The sequence below is a fragment of the Micromonospora sp. DT43 genome, assembly GCF_049841645.1.
In the GTDB taxonomy this organism is placed as follows: domain Bacteria; phylum Actinomycetota; class Actinomycetes; order Mycobacteriales; family Micromonosporaceae; genus Micromonospora.
In genome coordinates, this window is sequence record NZ_JBNCKR010000008.1 from 178,160 (window position 1) to 199,332 (window position 21,173).

Annotated in this window: 19 protein-coding genes and 1 pseudogene; 16 read left to right on the plus strand and 4 right to left on the minus strand. The window is 71.5% G+C overall.

Going from position 1 to position 21,173, the window contains the following annotated elements:
- The first annotated feature begins 25 nt into the window (after window positions 1-25).
- Genes ACLQ26_RS20605 through ACLQ26_RS20625 form a run of 5 tightly spaced genes read left to right on the plus strand, consistent with a single transcriptional unit; the run spans window position 26 to window position 4,249 of the window.
- A complete protein-coding gene (locus tag ACLQ26_RS20605) occupies window positions 26-1,330 on the plus strand; it encodes a TrpB-like pyridoxal phosphate-dependent enzyme (RefSeq protein WP_425745979.1) in 1,305 nt (434 codons plus the stop codon).
- A 55-nt stretch (window positions 1,331-1,385) separates the two neighbouring features.
- Entirely contained in the window at window positions 1,386-2,090 is a 705-nt protein-coding gene (locus ACLQ26_RS20610) for a flavodoxin family protein (protein WP_007459009.1), read from the plus strand.
- Window positions 2,080-2,427, plus strand: a complete 348-nt coding sequence (locus ACLQ26_RS20615; RefSeq protein ID WP_007459010.1) for a cupin domain-containing protein — start codon at window positions 2,080-2,082, stop codon at window positions 2,425-2,427. The genes ACLQ26_RS20610 and ACLQ26_RS20615 overlap by 11 nt, the downstream gene beginning before the upstream one ends.
- Window positions 2,424-2,789 carry a chorismate mutase gene (locus ACLQ26_RS20620; protein WP_425745980.1) on the plus strand — a complete coding sequence of 122 codons (366 nt, stop codon included), beginning with the start codon at window positions 2,424-2,426 and terminating at the stop codon, window positions 2,787-2,789. Before ACLQ26_RS20615 ends, ACLQ26_RS20620 begins: the two co-directional genes overlap by 4 nt.
- Window positions 2,789-4,249 (plus strand): UbiD family decarboxylase, encoded by a 1,461-nt coding sequence (locus tag ACLQ26_RS20625; RefSeq protein WP_425745981.1) that lies wholly within the window; start codon window positions 2,789-2,791, stop codon window positions 4,247-4,249. Before ACLQ26_RS20620 ends, ACLQ26_RS20625 begins: the two co-directional genes overlap by 1 nt.
- On the opposite strand, the gene ACLQ26_RS20630 is transcribed toward ACLQ26_RS20625, so the two are convergent.
- Together ACLQ26_RS20630 and ACLQ26_RS20635 are read right to left on the minus strand one after the other, a co-directional pair.
- Window positions 4,194-5,705 carry a PLP-dependent aminotransferase family protein gene (locus tag ACLQ26_RS20630; protein WP_425745982.1) on the minus strand — a complete coding sequence of 504 codons (1,512 nt, stop codon included), beginning with the start codon at window positions 5,703-5,705 and terminating at the stop codon, window positions 4,194-4,196. The two genes, ACLQ26_RS20625 and ACLQ26_RS20630, sit on opposite strands and share 56 nt — an antisense overlap.
- A gap of 103 nt (window positions 5,706-5,808) precedes the next feature.
- Window positions 5,809-6,303, minus strand: coding sequence for a MarR family winged helix-turn-helix transcriptional regulator (locus ACLQ26_RS20635; protein ID WP_425745983.1), 495 nt, complete (start codon window positions 6,301-6,303; stop codon window positions 5,809-5,811).
- A 153-nt stretch (window positions 6,304-6,456) separates the two neighbouring features.
- Here ACLQ26_RS20635 and ACLQ26_RS20640 point away from each other — a divergent pair, with 153 nt between their 5' ends.
- Window positions 6,457-6,882, plus strand: coding sequence for a DUF6069 family protein (locus ACLQ26_RS20640; protein WP_425745984.1), 426 nt, complete (start codon window positions 6,457-6,459; stop codon window positions 6,880-6,882).
- A 276-nt stretch (window positions 6,883-7,158) separates the two neighbouring features.
- Window positions 7,159-7,578 carry a hypothetical protein gene (locus tag ACLQ26_RS20645; protein WP_425745985.1) on the plus strand — a complete coding sequence of 140 codons (420 nt, stop codon included), beginning with the start codon at window positions 7,159-7,161 and terminating at the stop codon, window positions 7,576-7,578.
- Between the two features lie 7 nt (window positions 7,579-7,585).
- On the opposite strand, the gene ACLQ26_RS20650 is transcribed toward ACLQ26_RS20645, so the two are convergent.
- Window positions 7,586-8,023: a DUF6223 family protein gene (locus ACLQ26_RS20650; RefSeq protein WP_425745986.1), complete on the minus strand. Its 438-nt coding sequence runs from the start codon at window positions 8,021-8,023 to the stop codon at window positions 7,586-7,588.
- 218 nt (window positions 8,024-8,241) lie between these two features.
- Between ACLQ26_RS20650 and ACLQ26_RS20655 the strand changes: the two genes are divergently transcribed.
- The 3 genes from ACLQ26_RS20655 to ACLQ26_RS20665 all read left to right on the plus strand — a co-directional run bounded on the left by ACLQ26_RS20655 (window position 8,242) and on the right by ACLQ26_RS20665 (window position 11,003).
- Entirely contained in the window at window positions 8,242-9,360 is a 1,119-nt protein-coding gene (locus ACLQ26_RS20655; protein WP_425745987.1) for a sensor histidine kinase, read from the plus strand.
- Window positions 9,357-10,019 carry a response regulator gene (locus ACLQ26_RS20660; protein ID WP_425745988.1) on the plus strand — a complete coding sequence of 221 codons (663 nt, stop codon included), beginning with the start codon at window positions 9,357-9,359 and terminating at the stop codon, window positions 10,017-10,019. The genes ACLQ26_RS20655 and ACLQ26_RS20660 overlap by 4 nt, the downstream gene beginning before the upstream one ends.
- 75 nt (window positions 10,020-10,094) lie before the next feature.
- Window positions 10,095-11,003: a hypothetical protein gene (locus ACLQ26_RS20665; RefSeq protein ID WP_425745989.1), complete on the plus strand. Its 909-nt coding sequence runs from the start codon at window positions 10,095-10,097 to the stop codon at window positions 11,001-11,003.
- 132 nt (window positions 11,004-11,135) lie between these two features.
- Here the strand turns inward: ACLQ26_RS20665 and ACLQ26_RS20670 are convergent.
- A pseudogene (locus ACLQ26_RS20670) lies at window positions 11,136-11,528 on the minus strand (helix-turn-helix domain-containing protein); the annotation flags it as partial.
- Window positions 11,529-11,880: 352 nt separating this feature from the next.
- Between ACLQ26_RS20670 and ACLQ26_RS20675 the strand changes: the two are divergent.
- From ACLQ26_RS20675 to ACLQ26_RS20700, 6 genes are all read left to right on the plus strand, one after another.
- A complete protein-coding gene (locus ACLQ26_RS20675) occupies window positions 11,881-12,699 on the plus strand; it encodes a basic amino acid ABC transporter substrate-binding protein (protein ID WP_425745990.1) in 819 nt (272 codons plus the stop codon).
- A gap of 76 nt (window positions 12,700-12,775) precedes the next feature.
- Entirely contained in the window at window positions 12,776-13,570 is a 795-nt protein-coding gene (locus tag ACLQ26_RS20680; RefSeq protein WP_266241319.1) for an amino acid ABC transporter permease, read from the plus strand.
- A 5-nt stretch (window positions 13,571-13,575) separates the two neighbouring features.
- Window positions 13,576-14,415, plus strand: a complete 840-nt coding sequence (locus ACLQ26_RS20685) for an amino acid ABC transporter ATP-binding protein (RefSeq protein WP_425745991.1) — start codon at window positions 13,576-13,578, stop codon at window positions 14,413-14,415.
- 234 nt (window positions 14,416-14,649) lie between these two features.
- Window positions 14,650-15,654, plus strand: a complete 1,005-nt coding sequence (locus ACLQ26_RS20690) for a multicopper oxidase domain-containing protein (protein WP_425745992.1) — start codon at window positions 14,650-14,652, stop codon at window positions 15,652-15,654.
- Between the two features lie 18 nt (window positions 15,655-15,672).
- Window positions 15,673-19,620, plus strand: coding sequence for a ThuA domain-containing protein (locus ACLQ26_RS20695; protein WP_425745993.1), 3,948 nt, complete (start codon window positions 15,673-15,675; stop codon window positions 19,618-19,620).
- A gap of 8 nt (window positions 19,621-19,628) precedes the next feature.
- Window positions 19,629-21,158 (plus strand): OmpL47-type beta-barrel domain-containing protein, encoded by a 1,530-nt coding sequence (locus ACLQ26_RS20700; protein WP_425745994.1) that lies wholly within the window; start codon window positions 19,629-19,631, stop codon window positions 21,156-21,158.
- The last annotated feature ends 15 nt before the right edge of the window (window positions 21,159-21,173 follow it).

Consider the following 21,173-nt stretch of genomic DNA (forward strand, 5'->3'; position numbering starts at 1 on the left):
ACCCCACCCCGCATCGGAAGAGGCCATGACCGCGACGAAGTTCGTGCTGCCCGAGAGCGACATCCCGACGACCTGGTACAACGTGGTTCCCGACCTGCCCAAGGGGCTGCCCCCGATGCTGCACCCCGGCACCCGGGAACCCATCACCGCGGCGGACCTCGAACCGCTCTTCGCCACCGGCATGATCGAGCAGGAGTTCACCACCGAGCGGGACGTGGACATCCCCGGGGCGGTGCTCGACATCTACCGGCAGTGGCGGCCCAGCCCGCTCGTGCGCGCCCGTCGCCTGGAGCAGGCCCTCGACACGCCGGCCCGGATCTACTTCAAGTACGAGGGGGTCAGCCCCGCCGGCAGCCACAAGCCGAACACCGCCGTGCCGCAGGCGTACTACAGCAAGCTCGACGGCGTGCAGCGGCTCACCACCGAGACCGGCGCCGGCCAGTGGGGCAGCTCGCTCTCGATGGCCTGTGCGTACTTCGGCCTCGACTGCGAGGTCTTCATGGTGCGGATCAGCTACGACCAGAAGCCGTACCGTCGGGGACTGATGGAGACGTTCGGCGCTTCGGTCACCGCGAGCCCGAGCGACCGTACCGAGGCGGGCCGGGCGGCCCTCGCCGCCGACCCGGACTCCACCGGCAGCCTCGGCCTGGCCATCTCCGAGGCGGTGGAGGCGGCGATGTCCAGCGGCGGCGCCGCCAAGTACGCCCTCGGCTCGGTGCTCAACCTGGTGCTGATGCACCAGACGATCATCGGGCAGGAGGCGCTGCTCCAGCTCGCGATGGCCGACGACTACCCGGACATCGTGGTCGGCGCGGCCGGCGGCGGCTCCAACTTCGCCGGGCTGGCCCTGCCGTTCGTGCGACGCCAGTTCGGCGGTGGTCCGACGGTGCGGTTCATCGCGGCGGAGCCGGCCTCCTGCCCGTCGCTTACCCAGGGCAGCTACGACTACGACTTCGGCGACACCGCCGGGCTCACGCCGCTGGCCAAGATGCACACCCTGGGCCACGACTTCCACCCGCCGGCGATCCACGCCGGTGGTCTGCGCTACCACGGCATGGCCCCGATCGTCAGCGCGCTGCGGGACATCGACTTGATCGAGGCGCGGGCGGTGCCGCAGACCGCCTGCTTCGAGGCGGGGGTGCTGTTCGCCCGCAGCGAGGGGATCGTGCCGGCGCCGGAATCCACCCACGCCGTCCGCGTGGCGGTGGACGAGGCGCTGAGCTGCCGGGAGACGGGCGAGTCGAAGGCGATCGTCTTCTCCCTCTCCGGGCACGGCCACTTCGACATGCAGGCCTACATCGACTACTTCGCCGGGAAACTGACGGACTGACCTCGCAGAGGGTGGGCGCCGCTGCGGCGCTCACCCCTCGCGACGAGCACCGGGGGTGCCATTGCACAGCGAAGCAGCGACCATCCTCGCCATCAACGGATCGGAACGGGCCGGTGGCAACACCGACCACGCCATCGCGTACGCGGGCAAGCTGATCGCCGAGCGCGGCGCGATCCTGCGCACCATTGCCCTACGGGAGCACCGCATCTCGCCGTGCAGCCCGTGCGGTGACTGCAACAGCCGTACGCTGCCCTGCCAGGTGGACGACGACGTCCCCGCCCTGGTGGAGCAGATGGCCAGCGCCGACGGGCTGATCTACGCGGCTCCGGTGCACGGCTTCGGCCTCGCCCACCTCATGCAGGTCTTCATCGAGCGGGCGGGCGTCGGCTACCTGCGTTTCACCCGGCCGCTTGCCGACAAGGTCGGCGGCATCATCGTGACCGGGCGTCGGTACAGCGACTCCTCGGTGCACAACCAGATCGTCAACAACCTGCTGCTCAACCGGATGATCCTGGTGGGCAGCGGGTTCCCCGTCCTGTTGCGCAACACCACAGGCGCTCCCGGCCTGACCGACGTCGAGGGCGTCGACGCGCTGGAGCGGATGGTGCACCGGATGCTCGACATGGTGCAGCTGCTCAAGCAGCACCAGCGGGTCGACGGTGGGCCGGTCCTCCCGCGCCGCGACCGCAACGAACGCGTTCCGCGGCCCCGCCGCGCCGAAACCGCCCACACCAGAGGAGATATCGAGAATGTCCACTGAGCAGGTAGCCGCGCCGGTCGGCATCGACTTCCCGGCCACCGAGTGGGAGAGGTGGGACAAGCCGGGCGCCGAGGGGCGCGTCAAGATCTCGTACGTCGGCGGTCAGCGCCTGCGCCTGCTGGAGCTGCCGCCGGGCTTCGACGAGCACCACTGGTGCCTGCGCGGGCACACCGGCTACGTCCTGCAGGGCGAGTTCACCATCCACTTCCGGGACCGGTCGGTGCCGTGCCGCCCCGGCATGGGCTTCGTCATCCCCGACGACGAGGAGCACCGGTCCCAGGGCAGCGACGCCGAGCCCACGGTCGTCTTCGTGGTCGACGAGGTTCCGCAGCCGTGAGCGACGAGCACCTGATCGCGCCGTCGGCCGGCTCCTCGCCGACCGGCGGCGTCGACGGCCCGGCCCGGATCGCCGAGCTGCGGGTCGCCATCGACGCGCTGGACCAGCGCATCGTCGCCCTGCTGGCCGAGCGGACCCGGGTGGTGCAGGAGTTGACAGCCCACAAGACCGACGAGGCGACCGTCCGGTCGCCCGAGCGGGCACGGCAGGTGCTCGGCCGGGTGCACGACCTGGCCTCCCGCCAGGGCATTCCGCCCGAGGTCGCGGTCGGCACCTACCGTGCGCTCATCGACGAGCTGACCCGGATGCAGCTCGAGATGCTGGCGGCCCGCCGCGCCGCCGCGGCATCGGCGGAGAAGTGATGAGCCACCGCCCGCCCGTCGACCTGCGGCACGCCCTGGCCAGCCTCGACCCGCTCCCGGGCGAGCTGGTCCGCGTCGCCACGGAGCTGCCCGCCCGCTACGGCGTCTCCGCGCACTACGCCCGCTGGGCGGGTGCCCCGGCCGCTCCGCCCACCGGCGCCGGCCCAGCGGTGCTGTTCGACCGGGTGCGCCCCGACCACGGCCCGACCCGGGCGGTGCTGATGGGCCTCTACGGCACCCGCCGACGTGCCGCCGGCCTGCTCGGCTGCACGCCGGCCGAGCTGCCGCACCGGCTGCTCGACGCGGTGGCCGCCCCCTGTCCGCCGGTGCCCGCCCCCGACGCGTCCCGCTGGCCGCGCGAGACGCTGCCGGTGGACCTGACGGCGCTGCCGGTGCCGGTGCTCACCGACGAGGACGCCGGGCCGTACCTGACCCTCGGCGCGGTGCTCGCCACCGACCCGGACACCGGGGTCCGCAACCTGTCCGTGCACCGGATGTGCGTGCAGGGGCCCGACACGCTGACCATCTGGATGGTGCCCGGACGGGACCTGGAGCTCGCGCACCAGGCCGCTCTGCGCCGGGGGCGCCCGTTGCCGATCGCGATCCACCTCGGGCTGAGCCCGGCGGTGCTGCTGTCCTCCTGCTGCCCGACCTCGCTGGTCCCGCCCGAGGTCGACGAGCTGGCGGTGGCCGGCGCGCTCGCCGGTCAGCCGGTGGAACTGCTGCCCTGCGCCACCGTGGACGCCGAGTTCATCGCGCACGCCGAGTACGTCATCGAGGGCGAGTTGCGGGCCGACCGGGTGCCGGAGAGCGCGCACGGGTCGGTGGCCACGCCGGAGTTCCTCGGCTACCAGGGTCGGGCGCACCCCTCGTTGCCGCTGATCCGCATCACCGCGATCACCGCCCGGGAGAGCCCGATCCTGCAGGCGGTCTCGGGGCCCGGGCACGAGCAGTCGGTACTGCTCGGCTTCGGGATGGAGGCCGCGGTGCTGGACCTGCTGCGTCGTCGGGGGACGCCGGCCCTGGCGGCGCACTGCCACACGGCGGGCGGCGGCCAGCTCATGGTGGTGCTCCAGTGGCCGGCCAAGCGCGGCCCGGAGGACGACCTCGCGGTACGCGCCGCCGCCGAGGCGGTACTGGAGCAGTTCCGGATGGCCAAGCTGGTGCTGTGCGTGGGCGAGGACGTCGACATCGAGTCCGACCAGGACCTGTGGTGGGCGATGGTCACCCGCTTCCAGGCCGACCAGGACCTGCTGGTGCTGCCGGACCGGGAGGGTTTCCCGCTCGACCCGAGCCAGCACACCGGCTACTCCCCGTCGCTGTCGGCCGACGGGCGCACGGCGAAGGCGGTCTTCGACTGCACCGTCCCGTACGCCCAGCGCGCCCGGTTCCACCGGCCCCGATTCACCGAGCCGTCACGTCCCGCACCGCGGCGGCCAGCAGCGCCACTCCCTCGGTGATCCGGGCGGTGGGCAGCGCCGCGTACCCGATCAGGAACGTCGGCTCGGTCGGCGGGCGGGTGACGAAGTAGCCCGAGGCCGGATAGACCCGCACGCCCCGCGCGGCGGCGGCGCGCACGATCTCGGCCTCGCCGACGTCGGGCGCGCCGCCCAGGGTCACCAGTACGTGCAGCCCGGCCGCCGTGCCGGAGATCCGCACCCCCGCGCCGAAGTGCTCGTACAGCGCCTCCAACAGCCGGGCGCGCCGCTGCCGGTAGAGGCGGTCCATCCGTCCGATGTGGCGGGCGTACGCGCCGGAGGAGATGAAGTCGGCCAGCGCCTCCTGGGTCAGCGTCGGGGTCAGCCGGTCGGTGATCCACTTGACGCCCAGGAACGACCGGACGAGGTGTGGCGGCAGCACCGCGTACCCGATGCGCAGTGAGGGGAAGAGGGTCTTGCTGAAGCTGCCGACGTAGACCACGTCCGCGTCCTGCGGGTCGGCGGCGAGCGACGGCAACCGCTCCTGCGCGAAGGTGAACTCGTTGTGGTAGTCGTCCTCCAGCACCGTGGCCCCGTGTTCGCGGGCCCAGCGCAGCAGCGCTCGTCGCCGCCGCTCGGACATGATGAATCCGGTCGGGAACTGGTGCGACGGGGTGACGTAGACCAGGCGTACCCGCGCGGGGTCGAGGCCGTGCGCGCGGACCCGGCACTCGATCTCGTCGACCCGCAGGCCCTCCTCGTCGACGCCGACCGGCACCACGGCGGCCCGCGAGTAGCCGAAGATCTGCCGCAGCACCGTGTGGCTCGGGTCCTCGATGATCACCACGTCGTCGGGGCCGACGAGCAGCCGGACCAGGATGTCCATGGCCTGGGTGGCACCGCTGGTCACCACCGTGTTCTCCCGGGTGGCGTCCAGGGCGCGACTGCGCCGCAGCAGCGCGGTGATCTGGGCACGCAACGCCGGTGCGCCCTCGGCCGGGCCGTAGCCCAGGGCCACCGCGTCGGCCCGGCTCACCGCGTCGGCGAGCGACTGCCGCCACCGGGCCACGGGAAAGCTGGCCAGCGCCGGGGTGCCGTGCCGGAAGTCGTACGTCCCGTCCGGCCGGTGCATCGGTGCCGGTTCCCACGGCTTCCACAGCGGACTGCCGGCGTCGGTGGGCAGTGGGGGTTCGGGCCGCAGGTGCGCGCGGGCGGCGCGCTGGGCCGGCGGCGGCGCGTCGGTGAGGGCGGCGCTGACCCGCGTGCCGGAACCGCGCCGCGAGGTGAGCACCCCGTTGGCCCGCAGCAGCTCGTACGCCCGGGTGATCACCGTCCGGGAGACTCCGAGCTGGTGCGCCAGCTCGCGGCTGGGCGGCACCGTGTCGCCGGGGCGCAGTCGGCCGGCCCGCACGGACTCGCTGATCTGGTCGCAGAGCTGCTGCTGCAACGGCACCGAACTGCCCCGGTCCAGTGTGACGAGGAGCTGGTCCGAACTCACCTGGACATGCTCCCCCGCTCGACGCCACCTGCGAGTCTAGGGCCTGCCGCCGTACCGAACCGGTCGATCACCATTGCTAGCCGGCCGGTCGGCGCAGCGGGGGTCAGGCTGCCCGGGAGGACCGCCGACGGGCCGGGCGGTCGGTCTGCACGAACGTCGACAGCCGGCCGTCGACGAGTCGACCGAGCACGTCCAGGAAGATCCTCCGGTCGCGCGACGGAACCGTGTCGAGGATGTCGCCCTGCAGCCGCGCGACGATCCGCCGCGCCTCGGCGACCAGCCGCTCGCCGTCGGGCGTGACGGTGACGATGCGGGCGCGTCTGTCGGTCGCCGAGGTGCGGCGTTCGACCAGGCCGGCACGTTCGAGCTCGTCGAGGGTGACGACCATCGTCGTCTTGTCGATGCCGCACATGTCGCCGAGCTGGCTCTGGGTGAACTCGCCGGTGCTGCCGCGATCGAGCACGCAGTAGGCCCGCGTCGAGATGCCCAGGCCGGAGAGGGCGGCGGCGTGCTCCTGTGCCAGCGCGTGGGTGGCCCAGGACATCAGGAACATCAGGTCGGGCGTCGCGCCGTCGGGGCCGGAGGTGCCGGTCGTCATGACGGCAGCCTAGCAACTAGTCCGTGACTCGAACTATCTCGGAGCAGAGTATCTCTCCGCCTGGTGGGAAGTTAAGAACGAGATAGTAAAGACCGGAACTTTCTGCTACGGTTCGATCTCGACAGCCTTTCCCCTCCACAAAGGAGTCGTCTCATGTCCACGGAAACCTCCACCCCCCGTGCCGTCGACGGCACCCCGCGCCTGCGCAACCGATCCATCGCCCTCGCGGTCGCCGTGCTCGCCGCCGTGGTCGTGTGGCTGATCGCCACCGTCGCCGGCGCGTCGCTCACCGTCGACCAGGGCGCCGGCCCCCAGGACGTCACGGTGCTCGCCGTGATCGTGACGTCCGCGCTCGCCGCCCTGCTCGGCTGGGGCCTGCTCGCGGTGCTCGAGCGCTTCTCGGCGCGCGCCACGACGATCTGGACCGCGATCGCCGTCGCCGTGCTCGTGCTGTCGCTCGTGCCGGCATCCCTGGTCGACGCCTCGGCCGGCACCACTGTCGCTCTCGTGCTGATGCACCTGGCGGTCGGTGCGGTAGTGATCCTGGGCTTCCGCCGGGCGGGTGCGCCGCGCGCCTGACGACGAGCGCTCTGCCGCAGGTCGAGGTTCATGGCTCTGACCTGCGGCTTTGTCGGATCTCGACAGGTGATTTCTCGGCCCGCGAGTGGTACGACTGGTGCAGCGAGGCGACGGCGGAAACCTGCCCGGGAGTCCGCCGAGTGGAAGCCGCGGCACCGTCGACAGAGGGAGCAGGCGAGCCGGTCGGCGCAGTCTCGGCCAGTAGGAGGTACCGACCGTGCATCGCAGAGACGCCACAACCCCGACCCGACCAGCCCGGGTGACTGTCGCTCGCGAATGCGCGGCCGGTGCCCCACCGTCACCAGCGGCGCGACGACCGTGACGGAGAGCGGCGAGAGCGCGGCCGCCGCCTACGAACGCGGCGTGGGTGCCGGGCGGATCGAGCAGCGTCTGCAGGGGCACGACGACCACCTGCGCCACATCAACGGGTCGATCGACTCGATGACCCGGGCGTTGCAGGCTCTCACCGAGGAGCTTCGCGCCAACGCCGCCATCCTGAGCGCCAACGTGGCCTCGGGGCGCCGGGACGCCCTTGAGCGGGACAGGATCGCGGCCGTCCGCATAGAGGAGGCGGGCCTCGTCGATTCGCGCAGGACGGTCCGGTGGACGAGGTGGCAGCGCTGGGTGGCCGTCGTGGGGGCCGTCATCCTGGTCGTGAACTTCGCCCTGGGCCTCTACCTGGCGTTCCGCCGCTGACCCGCCCTCAGCTACGAGTGCGGCTCAGCGCCAGCCCGCCGAGGCCCAGGGCGGCCAACCCCACCACGAGGGCCACGTACGCCCCACCGCGTCCGTTGCCGGTGCCGATTCCGCTGTCGGAGGTCGCCACCACCAGCGCGCCGAGGGCCACCCCGACCAGTCCCGCCGCCAACGCCACTGTCGCGCCGAGCAGCCCGCTGCCGGTGCCGACGCGACTGCTGGGGCGGGCCAGGGCCAGCGCGCCGACGATCACCCCGGCCAGACCCAGCAGGGAGGCCACGCTCGCCCCGAGTCGGCCGGCGCTCATGGTGGTCACGCTTGCCGCCAACGGCGCCGACGAGGTGTACGCGGCGGCCGGCGCGGCGAGACCGAATCCTCCCAGCAGGGCGGACGCGGCAGCGGTGCACAGCAGGCGTGCCGGCTTGAGGCTTCTCGACGTGAACATGTGTGTCTCCTTCGTCGTACGTCTCGGTGGTTGTGCTCGATCCTGTCGCCGGTTCGACCGCCGGTCGTCCAACGGATGGAGGCTCTTCCCGCTGCCGCCGCCGGCGTAGTCGACTGCCGCGCACGGCGCAGGCGCCGCCCGTCTACCGCGGACGCGGTAGGCGGCTGTCGTTCGCGCGCAGGAGTCGCCGGCTGTGCACCTCGGGCTAGGGTGCGCGCATGAGCACAGGGCGTGCCGGTGTGCGGGACTGGGCGATCGCCGTCGGTGTGACGGCGGTGCTGCTGGTCGCCGGGCTCTCCGCGGACCAGTCCACGATCGACAGCGACCTGCTGGGCTATCCGCTGCTGGCGGCAAGCGGTCTGGCGTTGGCGGCGCGTCGCCGGGCGCCCATTGCCGTCCTGGCCGTCACCGGTTTGTGCGCGGTGGGCTACCAGGCGGTCGGATTCGACGTACCTGCCGTCGCCTTCCTGTTCGCTGTGTACACAGGCGTGCGGGCGGGCCATCGCGTCATCACTGTCGCCGCCGCCGTGCTGATGCTCGTCGCTCTTCCCCTCGCCGCCCTCGCACCGCCGCAGGACCTGCCCCCCGGGGAGGCGTTCGCCCGGGCCCGGGGCGCGCTCGAGGTGGCGTGGCTGATCGCCGCCGGCGCCGCGGGTGAGGCGTTGCGGCAGGCCGAGCGGCGGGCGGACGAGGCCGAGCGCACCCGGGAGGAGACCGCGCGACGCCGCGCCGACGAGGAGCGGCTGCACATCGCGCGGGAGCTGCACGACTCCCTCACCCACCAGATCTCGATCATCAAGGTGCAGGCCGAGGTGGCTGTGCACCTGGCCCGCCGGCGTGGCGAGGCGGTGCCGGAGGCGCTGCTGGCGATCCGGGAGGCCGGCCGGGAGGCGAGCCGGGAGTTGCGCGCGACCCTGGAGGCCCTGCGCGACGACGGCAGGAACCCGCCGCGCGGCCTCGAACACCTACCCGAGCTGGTGGAGCGGGCCCGGCTGGCCGGGCTGGACACGACGCTGACGGTCGAGGGCGAACGGCAGGCCGTGCCGGCCGCCGTGGACCGGACCGCCTACCGGATCGTGCAGGAGTCGCTCACAAACGTGGCTCGGCACGCCGCCGCGGCCACCGCGTCGGTCCGTGTCGACTACCGGCCGGACGCCCTCGCGATCCGCGTGGACGACGACGGTACGGCCACGCTGGCCGCCGCGCCGACGCCCGGAGTCGGGCTGCTCGGGATGCGGGAACGGGTCACCGCCCTGGGCGGTCGCCTCCACGCGGCCCCGCGCGACGAGGGCGGCTTCACCGTCCACGCGGAACTCCCCGTCGGCCCGCCCGCGTGATCCGCGTCCTGCTGGTCGACGACCAGGCGCTCCTGCGCAGTGGCTTCCGCGCGCTCCTCGACATCGAGGACGACATCGAGGTGGTGGCCGAGGCCGCCGACGGTCGTGAGGGGGTGGCCCTCGCCCGGCGTCACCTGCCCGACATCGCGCTCATCGACATCCAGATGCCGGTGCTGGACGGCATCGAGGCGACCCGACTCATCGCCGCCGACCCGGCCCTGGCCGGGGTGCACGTGGTCATCCTGACCAACTACGGCCTCGACGAACACGTCTTCCACGCGCTGCGCGCCGGCGCCGCCGGATTCCTCGTGAAGGACATCGAGCCGGAGGACTTCCTGCACGCCGTACGCGTCGCCGCGCGGGGCGACGCGCTGCTCGCTCCGTCGATCACCCGCCGGCTCATCGACAGGTACGTCGCCGAGCCGCGCCACCTGCGGGCCCCGACCGGCCTGCGGGAGTTGACCACCCGGGAACGCGAGGCCGTCGTCCTGGTCGCCCAGGGCCTCTCGAACGACGAGATCGCCGCGCGCATGGTGATCAGCCCGTTGACCGCCAAGACCCACATCAACCGGGCCATGGCCAAGCTGCACGTCCGTGACCGCGCCCAACTCGTTGTCGTCGCGTACGAGTCGGGTCTGGTGGCCCCGCGCCGAGACTGACCCGGCGGCGCGGACCAGGGGCGGCGCCGGCGCTCACCGCGTGGGGCCCGATTCGGCGCGTGCCATGATTGCGCCATGGGCAAGCAGCAGCACGTCGGCGGGGCCGACCGGGACAACGGGTCGGAAACCACTGCCGACCGTCCGACCGGTGGTGGGGCGGACGCGCGGCTCGCCGTCGCACACGACCCCACAACGCCACAGATGACCCTCATCGACCTGGCGTCCGACGCGTCGGTCGCGGTCCGCAAGGCGGTAGCGGCCCGGCCGGACGCGCCCGCGCAGGCGCTGCGGTCGTTGACCCGCGACCATGATCGTCAGGTCCGGGAGGCTGTGGCGCGCAATCCCGCGACCTCGGTCGGCAATCTCCTGCGCCTGGTCAAGGACCCGGACCGGTGGGTCCGCTGGGCCGTCGGCGGCAACCCGGCCTGCGACGAGTCGGTCCGCCGGGTGATGGCGGCCGCCCCCGACAAGGAGCTTCGGGGCCTGCTCGCCGAGAGCCGCGACCTGGAGCCCGAGCTGGCCGCCCGACTGGTCGACGACGTCTCACCCGAGGTCCGCGAACGGCTCGCCACCCACACCCACGATCCCGACGTCATCGTCGCACTGCTGGCCGACCGCACCGTCCGCGTCCGCAAGGGGCTCGCCCGCAACCCGCGGACCACCGCCACGCAGCGCAGCGCCCTGGCCACCGACCCGTCGGTCGACGTGCGGGCCGCGCTCGTCCGCGCGCTGGAGCTGGGCGAGGAGGATCTCGCGGGTCTGGTCGACGACCGTTCGGTGCAGGTGCGGCTGGCGATGGCCACGTCCGAGATCGTTCCGTCGCACGTCCGGCAGACGCTCGAACGCGACCCCGACGAGATGGTGGCCGCCGCGGCACGGGACTTTCGCCCCGGGGCCGGCAGTTCCCCTGTGGTGCGGGCGCCCCGCATCGGTTCCCGACGCTCCGGCACCGGCCCGGGCCGGCCGGGCCGCGCCGCGCGCTGAGGCCGCGCCGCGCCGCGCGCTGAGACTGCGACAGCCGGCCCGCTCGGGCTATCGGCGCGACGCTCCGGCCTGCGACGGGGAGGGCGAGGTGACGCGGGAACCGGTCGTGGACGGCGACGCCGCCTCGACCGGGAGATCCCGGCCCGCGAGGCGGCGGAGAAGTTCCCGGATCTGCCGCTTGTCCGCGGCGGGGACCGTGTCGTCGAGCAACCGTCGGCGGATGGTGCCCATGTCCGCCTCGACCTCCGCCAGCGCCCGTGGCGTCACGGCGGCGTTCGGCATGGCGAGCGGCCGGATCGCGGCGGCGATGGAGAGGCCGAGGGTGGCGCAGAGGCTACGGACCTTCGCCAGTTCGGGGTAGCGCTGCCAGTCACCGGCGAGCCAGCGGAACAGCGTCGAGCGGCTGACGCCGGTGTGGTGCGCGATGTCGCCGACGGTCCAACCGTGCTCCTCGCGGGCGTCGTCGACGGCCTGGCGGACGAACTGCGCGAAGGCCATCTGAGGTGTCATGGGGTAGGTGTCCATCCTCAGTCGTGCCCTCCCACCCGGGATCGCCTCGGTGTACCCGGCTCGATGGTCAGTTCTGATCACCCATTCCGAAGACGTCGTACCACTGATCGTCTACCAGCTTCTGTGGTGGCGCAGCGGCGGCCGACCCGACGGCCTACTCGTTCGAGGTGCGCCGGATACTCAAATGCCGTTCGCCCCTGTTCGTGACCGGCCGTCGGGTTCACGGACTGTGATGGTCGCCGCAGCACTGCGACTACGCCGCGTGACCTGGGTACCGTTCGTCGAATCAGGTACCGTCCCCTGTCACACGTCTTCGCACCAACCTGGCTGCCCGTCACGGCGGGAGCCGCACCGGAGGGACACACTCGTGAGAGTCCGTAGCGCAGTCCGTCAGGCCGGCCTCGTCGCGGCGGTCGCCGCTCTGGCGTTGAGCGCGGGATGCGCCAAGAAGGACGACAGCGAGGTCCAGGCGAGCGGGGTCAAGCTGGTCGAGGCCGGCAAGCTCACCGTCTGCACCCACCTGCCGTACCCGCCGTTCCAGTCGAAGGACGCCAGCGGCAAGGTCACCGGGTTCGACGTCGACGTGATGGACCTCGTGGCCAAGGAGCTGGGCGTCGAGCAGACGATCATCGACACGCCGTTCGAGGGGATCAAGTCCGGTCAGGACCTGAACACCGGCAAGTGCGACGCGGCCGCCGCCGGGATGACCATCACCGCCGAACGGCAGAAGGTGATGAACTTCTCCGACCCGTACTTCGACGCCACCCAGGCGATGCTTGTGAAGAGCGGCAAGACCTACAAGACGCTCGACGACCTGCGGGGCAAGAAGGTGGGCGTGCAGGCGGCCACCACCGGCCGTGACTACGCCAAGAAGTTCGAGAAGGAGAAGGGTCTGCAGCTCGTCGAGTTCGAGGACCTCGCCGCCGAGCAGCAGGCGCTCGCCAACGGCCAGGTCGAGGCCGCCATCAACGACCTGCCGGTGTGGAGCGAGTACCTGAAGAAGAACCCGGGCGGGTTCCAGGTGACCGCCGAGTTCGACACCGGCGAGCAGTACGGGTTCTCGGTGAAGAAGGACGGCAACCCGGAACTGCTCAAGAAGATCAACGAGACGCTGGCCAAGGCCAAGCAGGACGGCTCGTACGACGCGATCTACGAAAAGTGGATCGGCAAGCGGCCGAGCGCCTGATCGAAGCTCAGTGGGGGAGGGCGCGCGTGCTGTGCGCCCTCCCCGTCGACACACTCCGGGAAGGCAACGAGCCGACGTGAAGCTGCGACGCCGCCAGCGGGAACGACTGTCCCTCGGCATCCAGTACCTGGTCTTCGTCGCGATCATCGTCGCGGTTCTCGCAGCAGCGGACTGGGGCCGGTTGGCCGACGCGTTCTTCCGCGTCGACATCATCGAGTCGATGTTCCCGACGATCATCACCGTGGCGCTGCGCAACACGATCCTCTACACGGTGGGCGCGTTCGCCTTCGGCCTCGTCTTCGGCACCATCCTCGCGCTGATGCGGCTGTCCCGGGTGGCGCCGTACCGCTGGCTGGCGACCGCGTACATCGAGCTGTTCCGGGGTCTGCCGGCGCTGCTGGTGCTCTTCCTCGTCGGGTACGGCATCCCCATCGCCTTCCCGGAGCGGGAGATTCCCGGCGGTGTGTTCGGCTCGATCGCCATCGGTCTCGGCCTGACCGCCGCCGCGTACATGGCCGAGACCATCCGGGCCGGCATCCAGGCCGTGCCGAAGGGGCAGATGGAGGCGGCCCGCACCCTCGGCATGTCGCACGTCACGGCCATGCGCACCATCGTCATCCCGCAGGCGTTCCGGATCGTCATCCCGCCGCTGACGAACGAGCTCATCCTGCTCACCAAGGACTCGTCGCTGGCCTACGTTCTGGGCGTGACGGCATCGACCATCGAGGTCACCAAGTTCGGCCGGGACATGCTCAACGACCGGGTGAACGCCACGCCGCTGCTGGTGGCCGGCCTCGCGTACCTGGTCATCACCCTGCCCCTGTCCCAGGTGGTGCGCCGCCTCGAACTCCGCTACGCCAAGGCCCGGTGACCCGCATGACGACCATCCCGTCCCGTCCCGCGGTCGAGATCCGCGATCTGCACAAGTCCTTCGGGGCGCTCGAGGTGCTCAAGGGCATCGACTTCGAGGTCGGCCAGGGCGAGGTCGTCTGCGTGATCGGGCCGTCCGGCTCCGGCAAGTCGACGCTGCTGCGCTGCGTCGACCTCCTCGAGGAGCCGACCGCCGGCACGATCTGGGTGAACGGCGTCGAGATGACCGACCCGGACGTCGAGATCGACGCCGTACGCCGGGGCATCGGCATGGTGTTCCAGTCGTTCAACCTGTTTCCACACCTGACCGTGCTGAACAACCTCACCGTCGCCCAGCGGCGGGTGCTGCGACGCGGACGCGCCGAGGCCGAGCGGATCGCGCGGGCCAACCTGGAGCGTGTCGGCCTGAGCGACAAGGCCGACGCATACCCGGCGCAGCTCTCCGGCGGGCAGCAGCAGCGGGCCGCGATCGCCCGGTCGTTGTCGATGGAGCCGAAGCTGATGCTCTTCGACGAGCCGACCTCGGCGCTCGACCCGGAGCTGGTCGGCGACGTGCTCACCGTCATGCGCAAGCTGGCCGAGGACGGCATGACGATGATGGTGGTCACCCACGAGATGGCGTTCGCCCGGGACGTCGCGGACCGGGTCGTGTTCATGGACGGTGGCGTCGTGGTCGAGCAGGGGCCGCCGCAGGAGGTGCTGGGCGCGCCGAAGCACGAACGGACCCGCGCGTTCCTCGCCCGGGTCCTCGACCCGACCCGGGTGGAGCGGCTCGGTCAGCCCGACCAGTCGCCGGAGCCGCCCGAGGCCCCAGGCCTGCCGGCCGACGGCCGCCACACCGTCTGACCACGCCACAGCGCCTGGTCAATCGACGTACGTTGTGATCCCGCGGTAATCTTCCTGCAATCAGACCTGTACTTTCGTCGATGGATTACATAAGTTGGGTTCATCCATCGAAAGTTCTGAGTCTTCCGAGCGAAGTCCGCGACGATCCTCACCTCAGTCGTGCTGCCGCCTTGTGCTCGGCGGTCGATGCACCCTGCACTCGTCGTGTCTTCGCCCGGTCGGGAACGGAGACCCATGGACGATCACGCCGTTGGCTCCCAGCGCCATCTGTCCCGCCGATCACTGATCGCGACCGGGGCGCTCGCCGCCGGAGCGTTGGGCGCGTCCGCCCCCACGCTCGGCGGCGCGTTCGGAGGCAGCCCGGCCCGGGCCGCCGCCGGAGTGACCAAGAAGGTCACCATCTACGCCGAGCAGCTGCCCGGCGGGCTGTTCGGGTACGGCCTCGCCCCCGGCCAGGCCACCGTGCCGGGGCCCGTACTGGAGATCTACGAGGGTGACACCCTGGAGATCACCCTGGTCAACACCACCGACCAGCGGCTGTCCATCCACCCGCACGGGGTGGACTACAGCACCGACTCCGACGGCAGCCCGCTCAACGCCTCCTTCAACAATCCCGGCGAGACCCGGACGTACGTCTGGCGCTCCCACGAGATGGTGGCCGCGGCGGGCCGCCGGTACATGCCGGGCAGCGCCGGCTACTGGCACTACCACGATCACGCCATGGGTACCGACCACGGCACAGCCGGAGTCGCGAAGGGCCTGTACGGGGCACTGATCGTCCGCCGCCGTGGTGACATCCTGCCGGAGAAGCAGTTCACAGTCGTGTTCCACGACATGACGATCAACAACCGGATGGCCCCGGACACGCCGATGTTCGAGGCGACCCTGGGCCAGCGGGTGGAGTGGCTCGCCATCGGCCACGGCAACCTGTTCCACACCTTCCACCTGCACGCCCACCGCTGGGCGGACAACCGCACCGGAATGCTGGAGGGACCGGCCGACCCGAGCCTGGTCATCGACAACAAGGACCTCAACCCGGGCAGCTCGTTCGGGTTCCAGGTGCTGGCCGGCGAGGGCGTCGGCCCCGGCGCCTGGATGTACCACTGCCACGTGCAGAACCACTCCGACGGCGGCATGGCCGGGATCTTCCTGGTGCGCAACGCCGACGGCAGCATGCCCCCCGGCGCCGAGGAGGCGATCCACCGGTTCCAGGGCCACACCCACACGCACGGAAGCTGACCGAAAGTGGGGACGGGGATGACCAGAGACGTACGACGAGCCCTCGCCGCGGTAGCGGCCTTCGCCACACTGATTCCGGGCGCGGCAACCGCCACGGCGGCGACCGCCGCGCCGCGACCCGCGACCGCCGCCCCGGCGGCACAGGCACCCAGGACCGCCGTGCTCGTGTTCCACGGGCCGGTCGCCGAGCAGCAGGACCCGGTGTCGCGCGCCGTCGACACCATCCGACAGCTTGCGGTCAGTCATGACATCGATGTCACAGCCACCACGGATCCGGGCGTTTTCACGCAGACCGGGCTGTCCGCGTACCGCAGCGTGGTGTTTCTCTCCGCGACGGGCGCCGCGCTCAACCGCGACCAGGAGTCGGCGCTGCAGGGCTACATGAAGGCCGGCGGCGGCTTCGTCGGCATCGCCGACGCCGCCCGCGCGCAGGTCGACTCCACCTGGTTCACAGGCCTGATCGGCACCCGCCCGGCGGGTGCCATCCCGGTCGCCGAGCCGGTGGCCGCGGTGACCGCCAGCGGCGAGAATCCGCCGACCGAGAGCAAGGAGAAGCTGACCGACGGCGACGCCAACACCAAGTGGCTGGTCCGCACCCCGACGGCGTGGGTGGCGTACCAGCTGGCCGCGCCCAAACGGATCACCGGGTACGCGCTGACGTCGGCAAACGACTTCGTCGGACGGGACCCGAAGGACTGGACTCTGCAGGGCTCCACCGACGGCCAGAGCTGGTCCGATCTGGACCGGCGCACCAACCAGACCTTCGCGGAGCGGTTCCAGACCCGGCGGTTCGACATCGCCACGCCGCAGGAGTTCACCCGCTACCGGCTGAACATCACCGCCAACAGCGGTGAGCCGCTGATCCAGCTCGCCGACCTGCGCCTGTTCACCGGCGCGGCCACCGCGCCGCCGCCGACCCCCGTGAACCGCGCGGTGGTCGACATCCTGGACCGGAAGCACCCGGCCACGGCGTCGCTGCCCCTGACGCTCACCCGGTCGGACCGCTGGGACAACTGGGACCCGAACCCGATCGGCAGCGTGCACACGCTCGCCCAGGTCGAGGAGCGGCACTACGACCCGGGACCGGGCGCCAACGGCCCGTTCCACCCGGTGTCCTGGTGCCGGGACTACGACGGTGGCAGGTCGTTCTACACGGGCATGGGTCACACCGAGGGCAGCTACGGTGAGGAGGCGTTCCGCGCGCACCTGGCCGGGGCGCTGAACTGGACCACCGGTCGCGTACGCGGCGACTGCCAGGCGACGATCGCCGCGAACTACAAGGTGGAGCGACTCACCGCTGCGAACCAGACCGGTCAGCTGGACCAGATCGGCGAGCCGCACGGGCTGACCATCGCCCCGGACGGCACCGTCTTCTACGTCGGCAAGGCGGCCTGCCCGAGCGGCCCGATCGCGGACTGGAACGACCCGAAGGTCGGCCTGGGCTGCGGCACCATCCACTCCTGGGACCCACGGACCAAGCAGGTCAAGCTGCTCACCACCCTGGAGGTGATGGGCAACCGGGGCAGCGGCTCCGAGTTGGTGAAGAACGAGGAGGGTCTGCTCGGCATCGTGCCCGACCCCGCGTTCGCCGACAACGGGTGGCTCTACGTCTACTGGATGCCGCACGAGTCGATCGACCGGGTGCAGCGGGTCGGGCAGCGCACCGTCTCCCGGTTCACCTACGACCGCGAGAAGCAGACCATCGACCAGGCCACCCGCAAGGACCTGCTGAAGTTCCCGGTGCAGATCCACAGCTGCTGCCACGCCGGCGGCGGGATGGCGTTCGACGCGAAGGGCAACCTGTACGTCGGCTCCGGCGACAACAACTCCTCGGAGGGGTCGCAGGGCTACTCCGGCAACAACTGGACGCAGGAGTACCAGGGCATCTCGTTCCAGGACGCCCGTCGCACGGCGGGCAACACCAACGACCTCGCCGGCAAGATCATCCGGATTCACCCGGAGGCCGACGGCACGTACACCATCCCGGAGGGCAACCTCTTCCCGCCGGGCACCGAGAAGACCCGCCCGGAGATCTACGTGATGGGCGTGCGCAACATCGCCCGCCTCCAGGTCGACCCGGAGCACCAGTGGCTGACCGCCGGCTGGGTCGGCCCGGACGCCGCGTCGCCAAGCCCCACCCTGGGCCCCGCCAAGTACGAGACGGCCACCATCATCACCTCGGCCGGCAACCAGGGTTGGCCGTACTGCATGGGCAACCGGCAGCCGTACCGGGACCGGAGCAGCACCGACGCGAGCGTACTGACCGGCTGGTACGACTGCGGCGACCTGAAGAACACCTCGCCGCGCAACACCGGACAGGTGGACATCCCGGCGGCCCGGGACAACATGATCTGGTATTCGCCGGACGGCGGCGGCCCGGTGTTCCCGAAGCGCACCGACGGAAGCGGCCTGCCCACCTACGTCGCTGCCGACGCCACCTACACCCAGCCGTACCTGCGCGGCGGCGGGCAGGCCATCATGTCCGGCCCCACCTACCACCGCGACCGGGTCGACCCGAGCAGCACGGTGGCGTGGCCGGCGTACTGGGACGAGAAGTGGTTCATCGGCGACCAGTCGAACGCCGCCAACCGGGTCGCCGTCACCGTCGACCCCGCAGGCGTGCCGACGGCCACCCCGCCGGTGTACGCGGAGTCGCTGCGCGCCATCATCCCCAGCGGCAACGGCGACACCCGGCTGCAGAGCTGGATGGACGCCAAGTTCGGCCCGGACGGCGCGCTCTACCTGCTCGACTACGGAGGCGGGTTCTTCAGCCTGCACCCCAACCAGAAGCTCATCCGGATCACCTACACCGGCGGGGCGCCCACCCCGGCACCGGCGGCGACCTCCGTGGCCGTGCAGAACAAGCCGTTGACTGTCGCCTTCACCGGCTCCCGGTCCGGCGGCGTGAGCCACCGGTGGGAGTTCGGCGACGGCGCCTCGTCCACCGAGGCGGACCCCCGCCACACGTACGCCACTGTCGGCACCTACACCGCGAAGCTCACCGTCACGTACGCCGACGGCGAGACGGCCACGGTGCAGACCACTGTCACGGTCGGCTGCGCGGTGCCGGACTCCCGGGACACGGTGTGGCTCGACGACACGGACACCGCGGTGCCCAGCCGTACGGTCGGGCAGGGCTGCACGATCAACGACCTGATCGACGACGAGAGCACCTGGCCCGACCACAACGCCTTCGTCCGGCACGTGAGCGCGGTGACAGGCGCGTTGCAGGACGACGGCCTGCTCAACGCCCGCGAGGCGGGCACGCTCACCCGCCTGGCGGCAGCGTCCGACATCGGCCGGGACGGGCGCACCGGATACGAGCCGCTCTACGACGGCACCGCCGAGTCGCTGCGCGGTTGGCAGCAGGCGCCGACAGGGTCGTTCAGCATCCAGCCGGACGGAGCGCTGCGTTCCAGCGGCGGCCTGGGCATGCTCTGGCACACCAGGGAGCTTGCGGACTTCTCGCTGAAGGTGCAGTTCCGGGACATCGCGCCGGGCACCGGCCGCGCCAACACTGGTGTCTTCATCCGGTTCCCCGACCTGCGTACCCCGCTGGAGCAGCGGCCGCCGGGCAGCTGCGGCACGGTCGGGTCGGCCCGGACCTCGCCGGCCTGGATGGCGATCTACTGCGGACACGAGATCCAGATCTACGACGGGGAGACCGGCGAGCCGCAGAAGACCGGCTCGGTCTACAACTTCGACCCGGTGCCGCTCGCCCAGGCCGGCGTCACGCCGAAGAACGTGTGGAACGACTACGAGATCCGGGTGGTCGGGCAGCACTACACGATGATCCGCAACGGCGTGGTGATCAACGAGTTCGACAACACGCCGGGCAAGCAGTCCTCCCGGGCCGGCGACCCGCCGACCGACCTGCGGCAGTTCCTGTCCGGCTTCATCGGCCTGCAGAACCACGGTGACAACGACCTGACCGAGTTCCGCAACATCCGCGTGCGGGAACTCTAGGAGAGACCATGATCCGACGACTCACGGCCGCCGTGGCGGCGCTCCTGCTCACGCTCACGCCGCTGGCCGCGCCACAGGCCTCCGCTGCCCCGCGCGCCGCCGCGGACCAGGTGCTGACCTGGACCGCCGACGACAACACCACCCGCTACAAGTCCGTGCCCACCACAGCGGTGGCCGGCGCGGCGACGATCGTCTGGGAGAACAGCGCGGCCACCGGCAACACCACAGGGATGCCGCACACCCTGACCTTCGACACCAGCACCGAGGGCTACAACCACGACGTCACGGTCAACATCCTGGCCAGCCCGTTCGACGCCAACGACGGCCGCCACCAGGCGACTGTCACGCTGACCCCGGGCCGGTACCGCTACTTCTGCGCGATCCCCGGCCACAGCCAGATGGTCGGCGAACTGGTCGTCACCGACGGCGGGGGAGGCGACGACACCACGCCGCCGACGGTCACCGCCGCCGTGTCGGGCGACCAGGACCAGGACGGCAACTACGTCGGTACGGCGTCGGTGACCGTCACGGCCACCGACGCCGGCTCGGGCGTGGAGACCGTCGAGTACCAGGTCGACGACACCAGCTTCCAGCCGTACGCCCAGCCGGTGCAGGTGAGCGCGGTCGGCGATCACTCGGTGCAGTTCCGCGCCACCGACCAGGCCGGCAACACCAGCGCGGTCGGCTCGGTGTCGTTCCGGATCGTCGAGCCGACCGAGGAGGACACCACCGCGCCGGTGGTCACGGCCGCGCTGGCCGGCGACCGCGACGGCGACGGCAACTACGTGGGTACGGCCACCGCCACGCTTACCGCCACCGACGCCGGCTCCGGGGTCGCCACCATCGAGTACGCGCTGGATGACGGCGCCTTCGCCGCGTACACGAGCCCGGTCGTGGTGACCGCGGTAGGGATGCACATGCTGCACTACCGGGCGACCGACGTCGCCGGCAACACCTCGGCCGAGCAGATGGCCCACTTCACAGTCGTCGCCCCGCCGGAGGAGGACGACACCCCGCCCGCCGTGGCCGCCACGGTCACCGGCGAGCGGGACGCCGACGGCGCGTACGTCGGCGTCGCGACAGTCACCGTCACCGCGACCGACACGGGGTCGGGCGTGGCGTCGGTCGAGTACGCGCTCGACACCGGCGCCTGGACCGCGTACGCCGGCCCGGTAAGCGTCCGCACCGTCGGCGCGCACACCCTGCGGTACCGGGCGACCGACACCGCGGGGAACGCCGCAGCCGAGCAGTCGGCGACGTTCACTGTGGTGGCCGACGGCACCGACGCCTGCCCCGCGTCCGACACACGGGGCACTGTGGTCATCGACGGCGACGACACCGGCGTGGCCAACGTCGACACCGGCGACGGTTGCACGATCAACGATCTGATCGACGAACACGCCGACTACCCCGGCCACGCCGACTTCGTCCGGCACGTCGAGGCGGTAACCGCCGCGCTGGTGAGCGGCGGAACGCTCAACAAGCGGCAGCAGGGCGCCATCGTCCGGGCCGCGGCCCGATCGGACGTCGGCGCATGAGCACCCGAATCTCAT

Excerpts from the sequence above, each read along its gene's own strand:
- ACLQ26_RS20650 (WP_425745986.1), bottom strand. The coding sequence starts at position 8,023 with ATGTTCACGTCGAGAAGCCTCAAGCCGGCACGCCTGCTGTGCACCGCT.
- ACLQ26_RS20645 (WP_425745985.1), top strand. The coding sequence starts at position 7,159 with ATGCGCGGCCGGTGCCCCACCGTCACCAGCGGCGCGACGACCGTGACG.
- ACLQ26_RS20640 (WP_425745984.1), top strand. The coding sequence starts at position 6,457 with ATGTCCACGGAAACCTCCACCCCCCGTGCCGTCGACGGCACCCCGCGC.
- ACLQ26_RS20625 (WP_425745981.1), top strand. The coding sequence starts at position 2,789 with ATGAGCCACCGCCCGCCCGTCGACCTGCGGCACGCCCTGGCCAGCCTC.
- ACLQ26_RS20605 (WP_425745979.1), top strand. The coding sequence starts at position 26 with ATGACCGCGACGAAGTTCGTGCTGCCCGAGAGCGACATCCCGACGACC.
- ACLQ26_RS20695 (WP_425745993.1), top strand. The coding sequence starts at position 15,673 with ATGACCAGAGACGTACGACGAGCCCTCGCCGCGGTAGCGGCCTTCGCC.
- ACLQ26_RS20690 (WP_425745992.1), top strand. The coding sequence starts at position 14,650 with ATGGACGATCACGCCGTTGGCTCCCAGCGCCATCTGTCCCGCCGATCA.
- ACLQ26_RS20655 (WP_425745987.1), top strand. The coding sequence starts at position 8,242 with ATGAGCACAGGGCGTGCCGGTGTGCGGGACTGGGCGATCGCCGTCGGT.
- ACLQ26_RS20665 (WP_425745989.1), top strand. The coding sequence starts at position 10,095 with ATGGGCAAGCAGCAGCACGTCGGCGGGGCCGACCGGGACAACGGGTCG.
- ACLQ26_RS20700 (WP_425745994.1), top strand. The coding sequence starts at position 19,629 with ATGATCCGACGACTCACGGCCGCCGTGGCGGCGCTCCTGCTCACGCTC.
- ACLQ26_RS20685 (WP_425745991.1), top strand. The coding sequence starts at position 13,576 with ATGACGACCATCCCGTCCCGTCCCGCGGTCGAGATCCGCGATCTGCAC.
- ACLQ26_RS20615 (WP_007459010.1), top strand. The coding sequence starts at position 2,080 with ATGTCCACTGAGCAGGTAGCCGCGCCGGTCGGCATCGACTTCCCGGCC.
- ACLQ26_RS20635 (WP_425745983.1), bottom strand. The coding sequence starts at position 6,303 with ATGACGACCGGCACCTCCGGCCCCGACGGCGCGACGCCCGACCTGATG.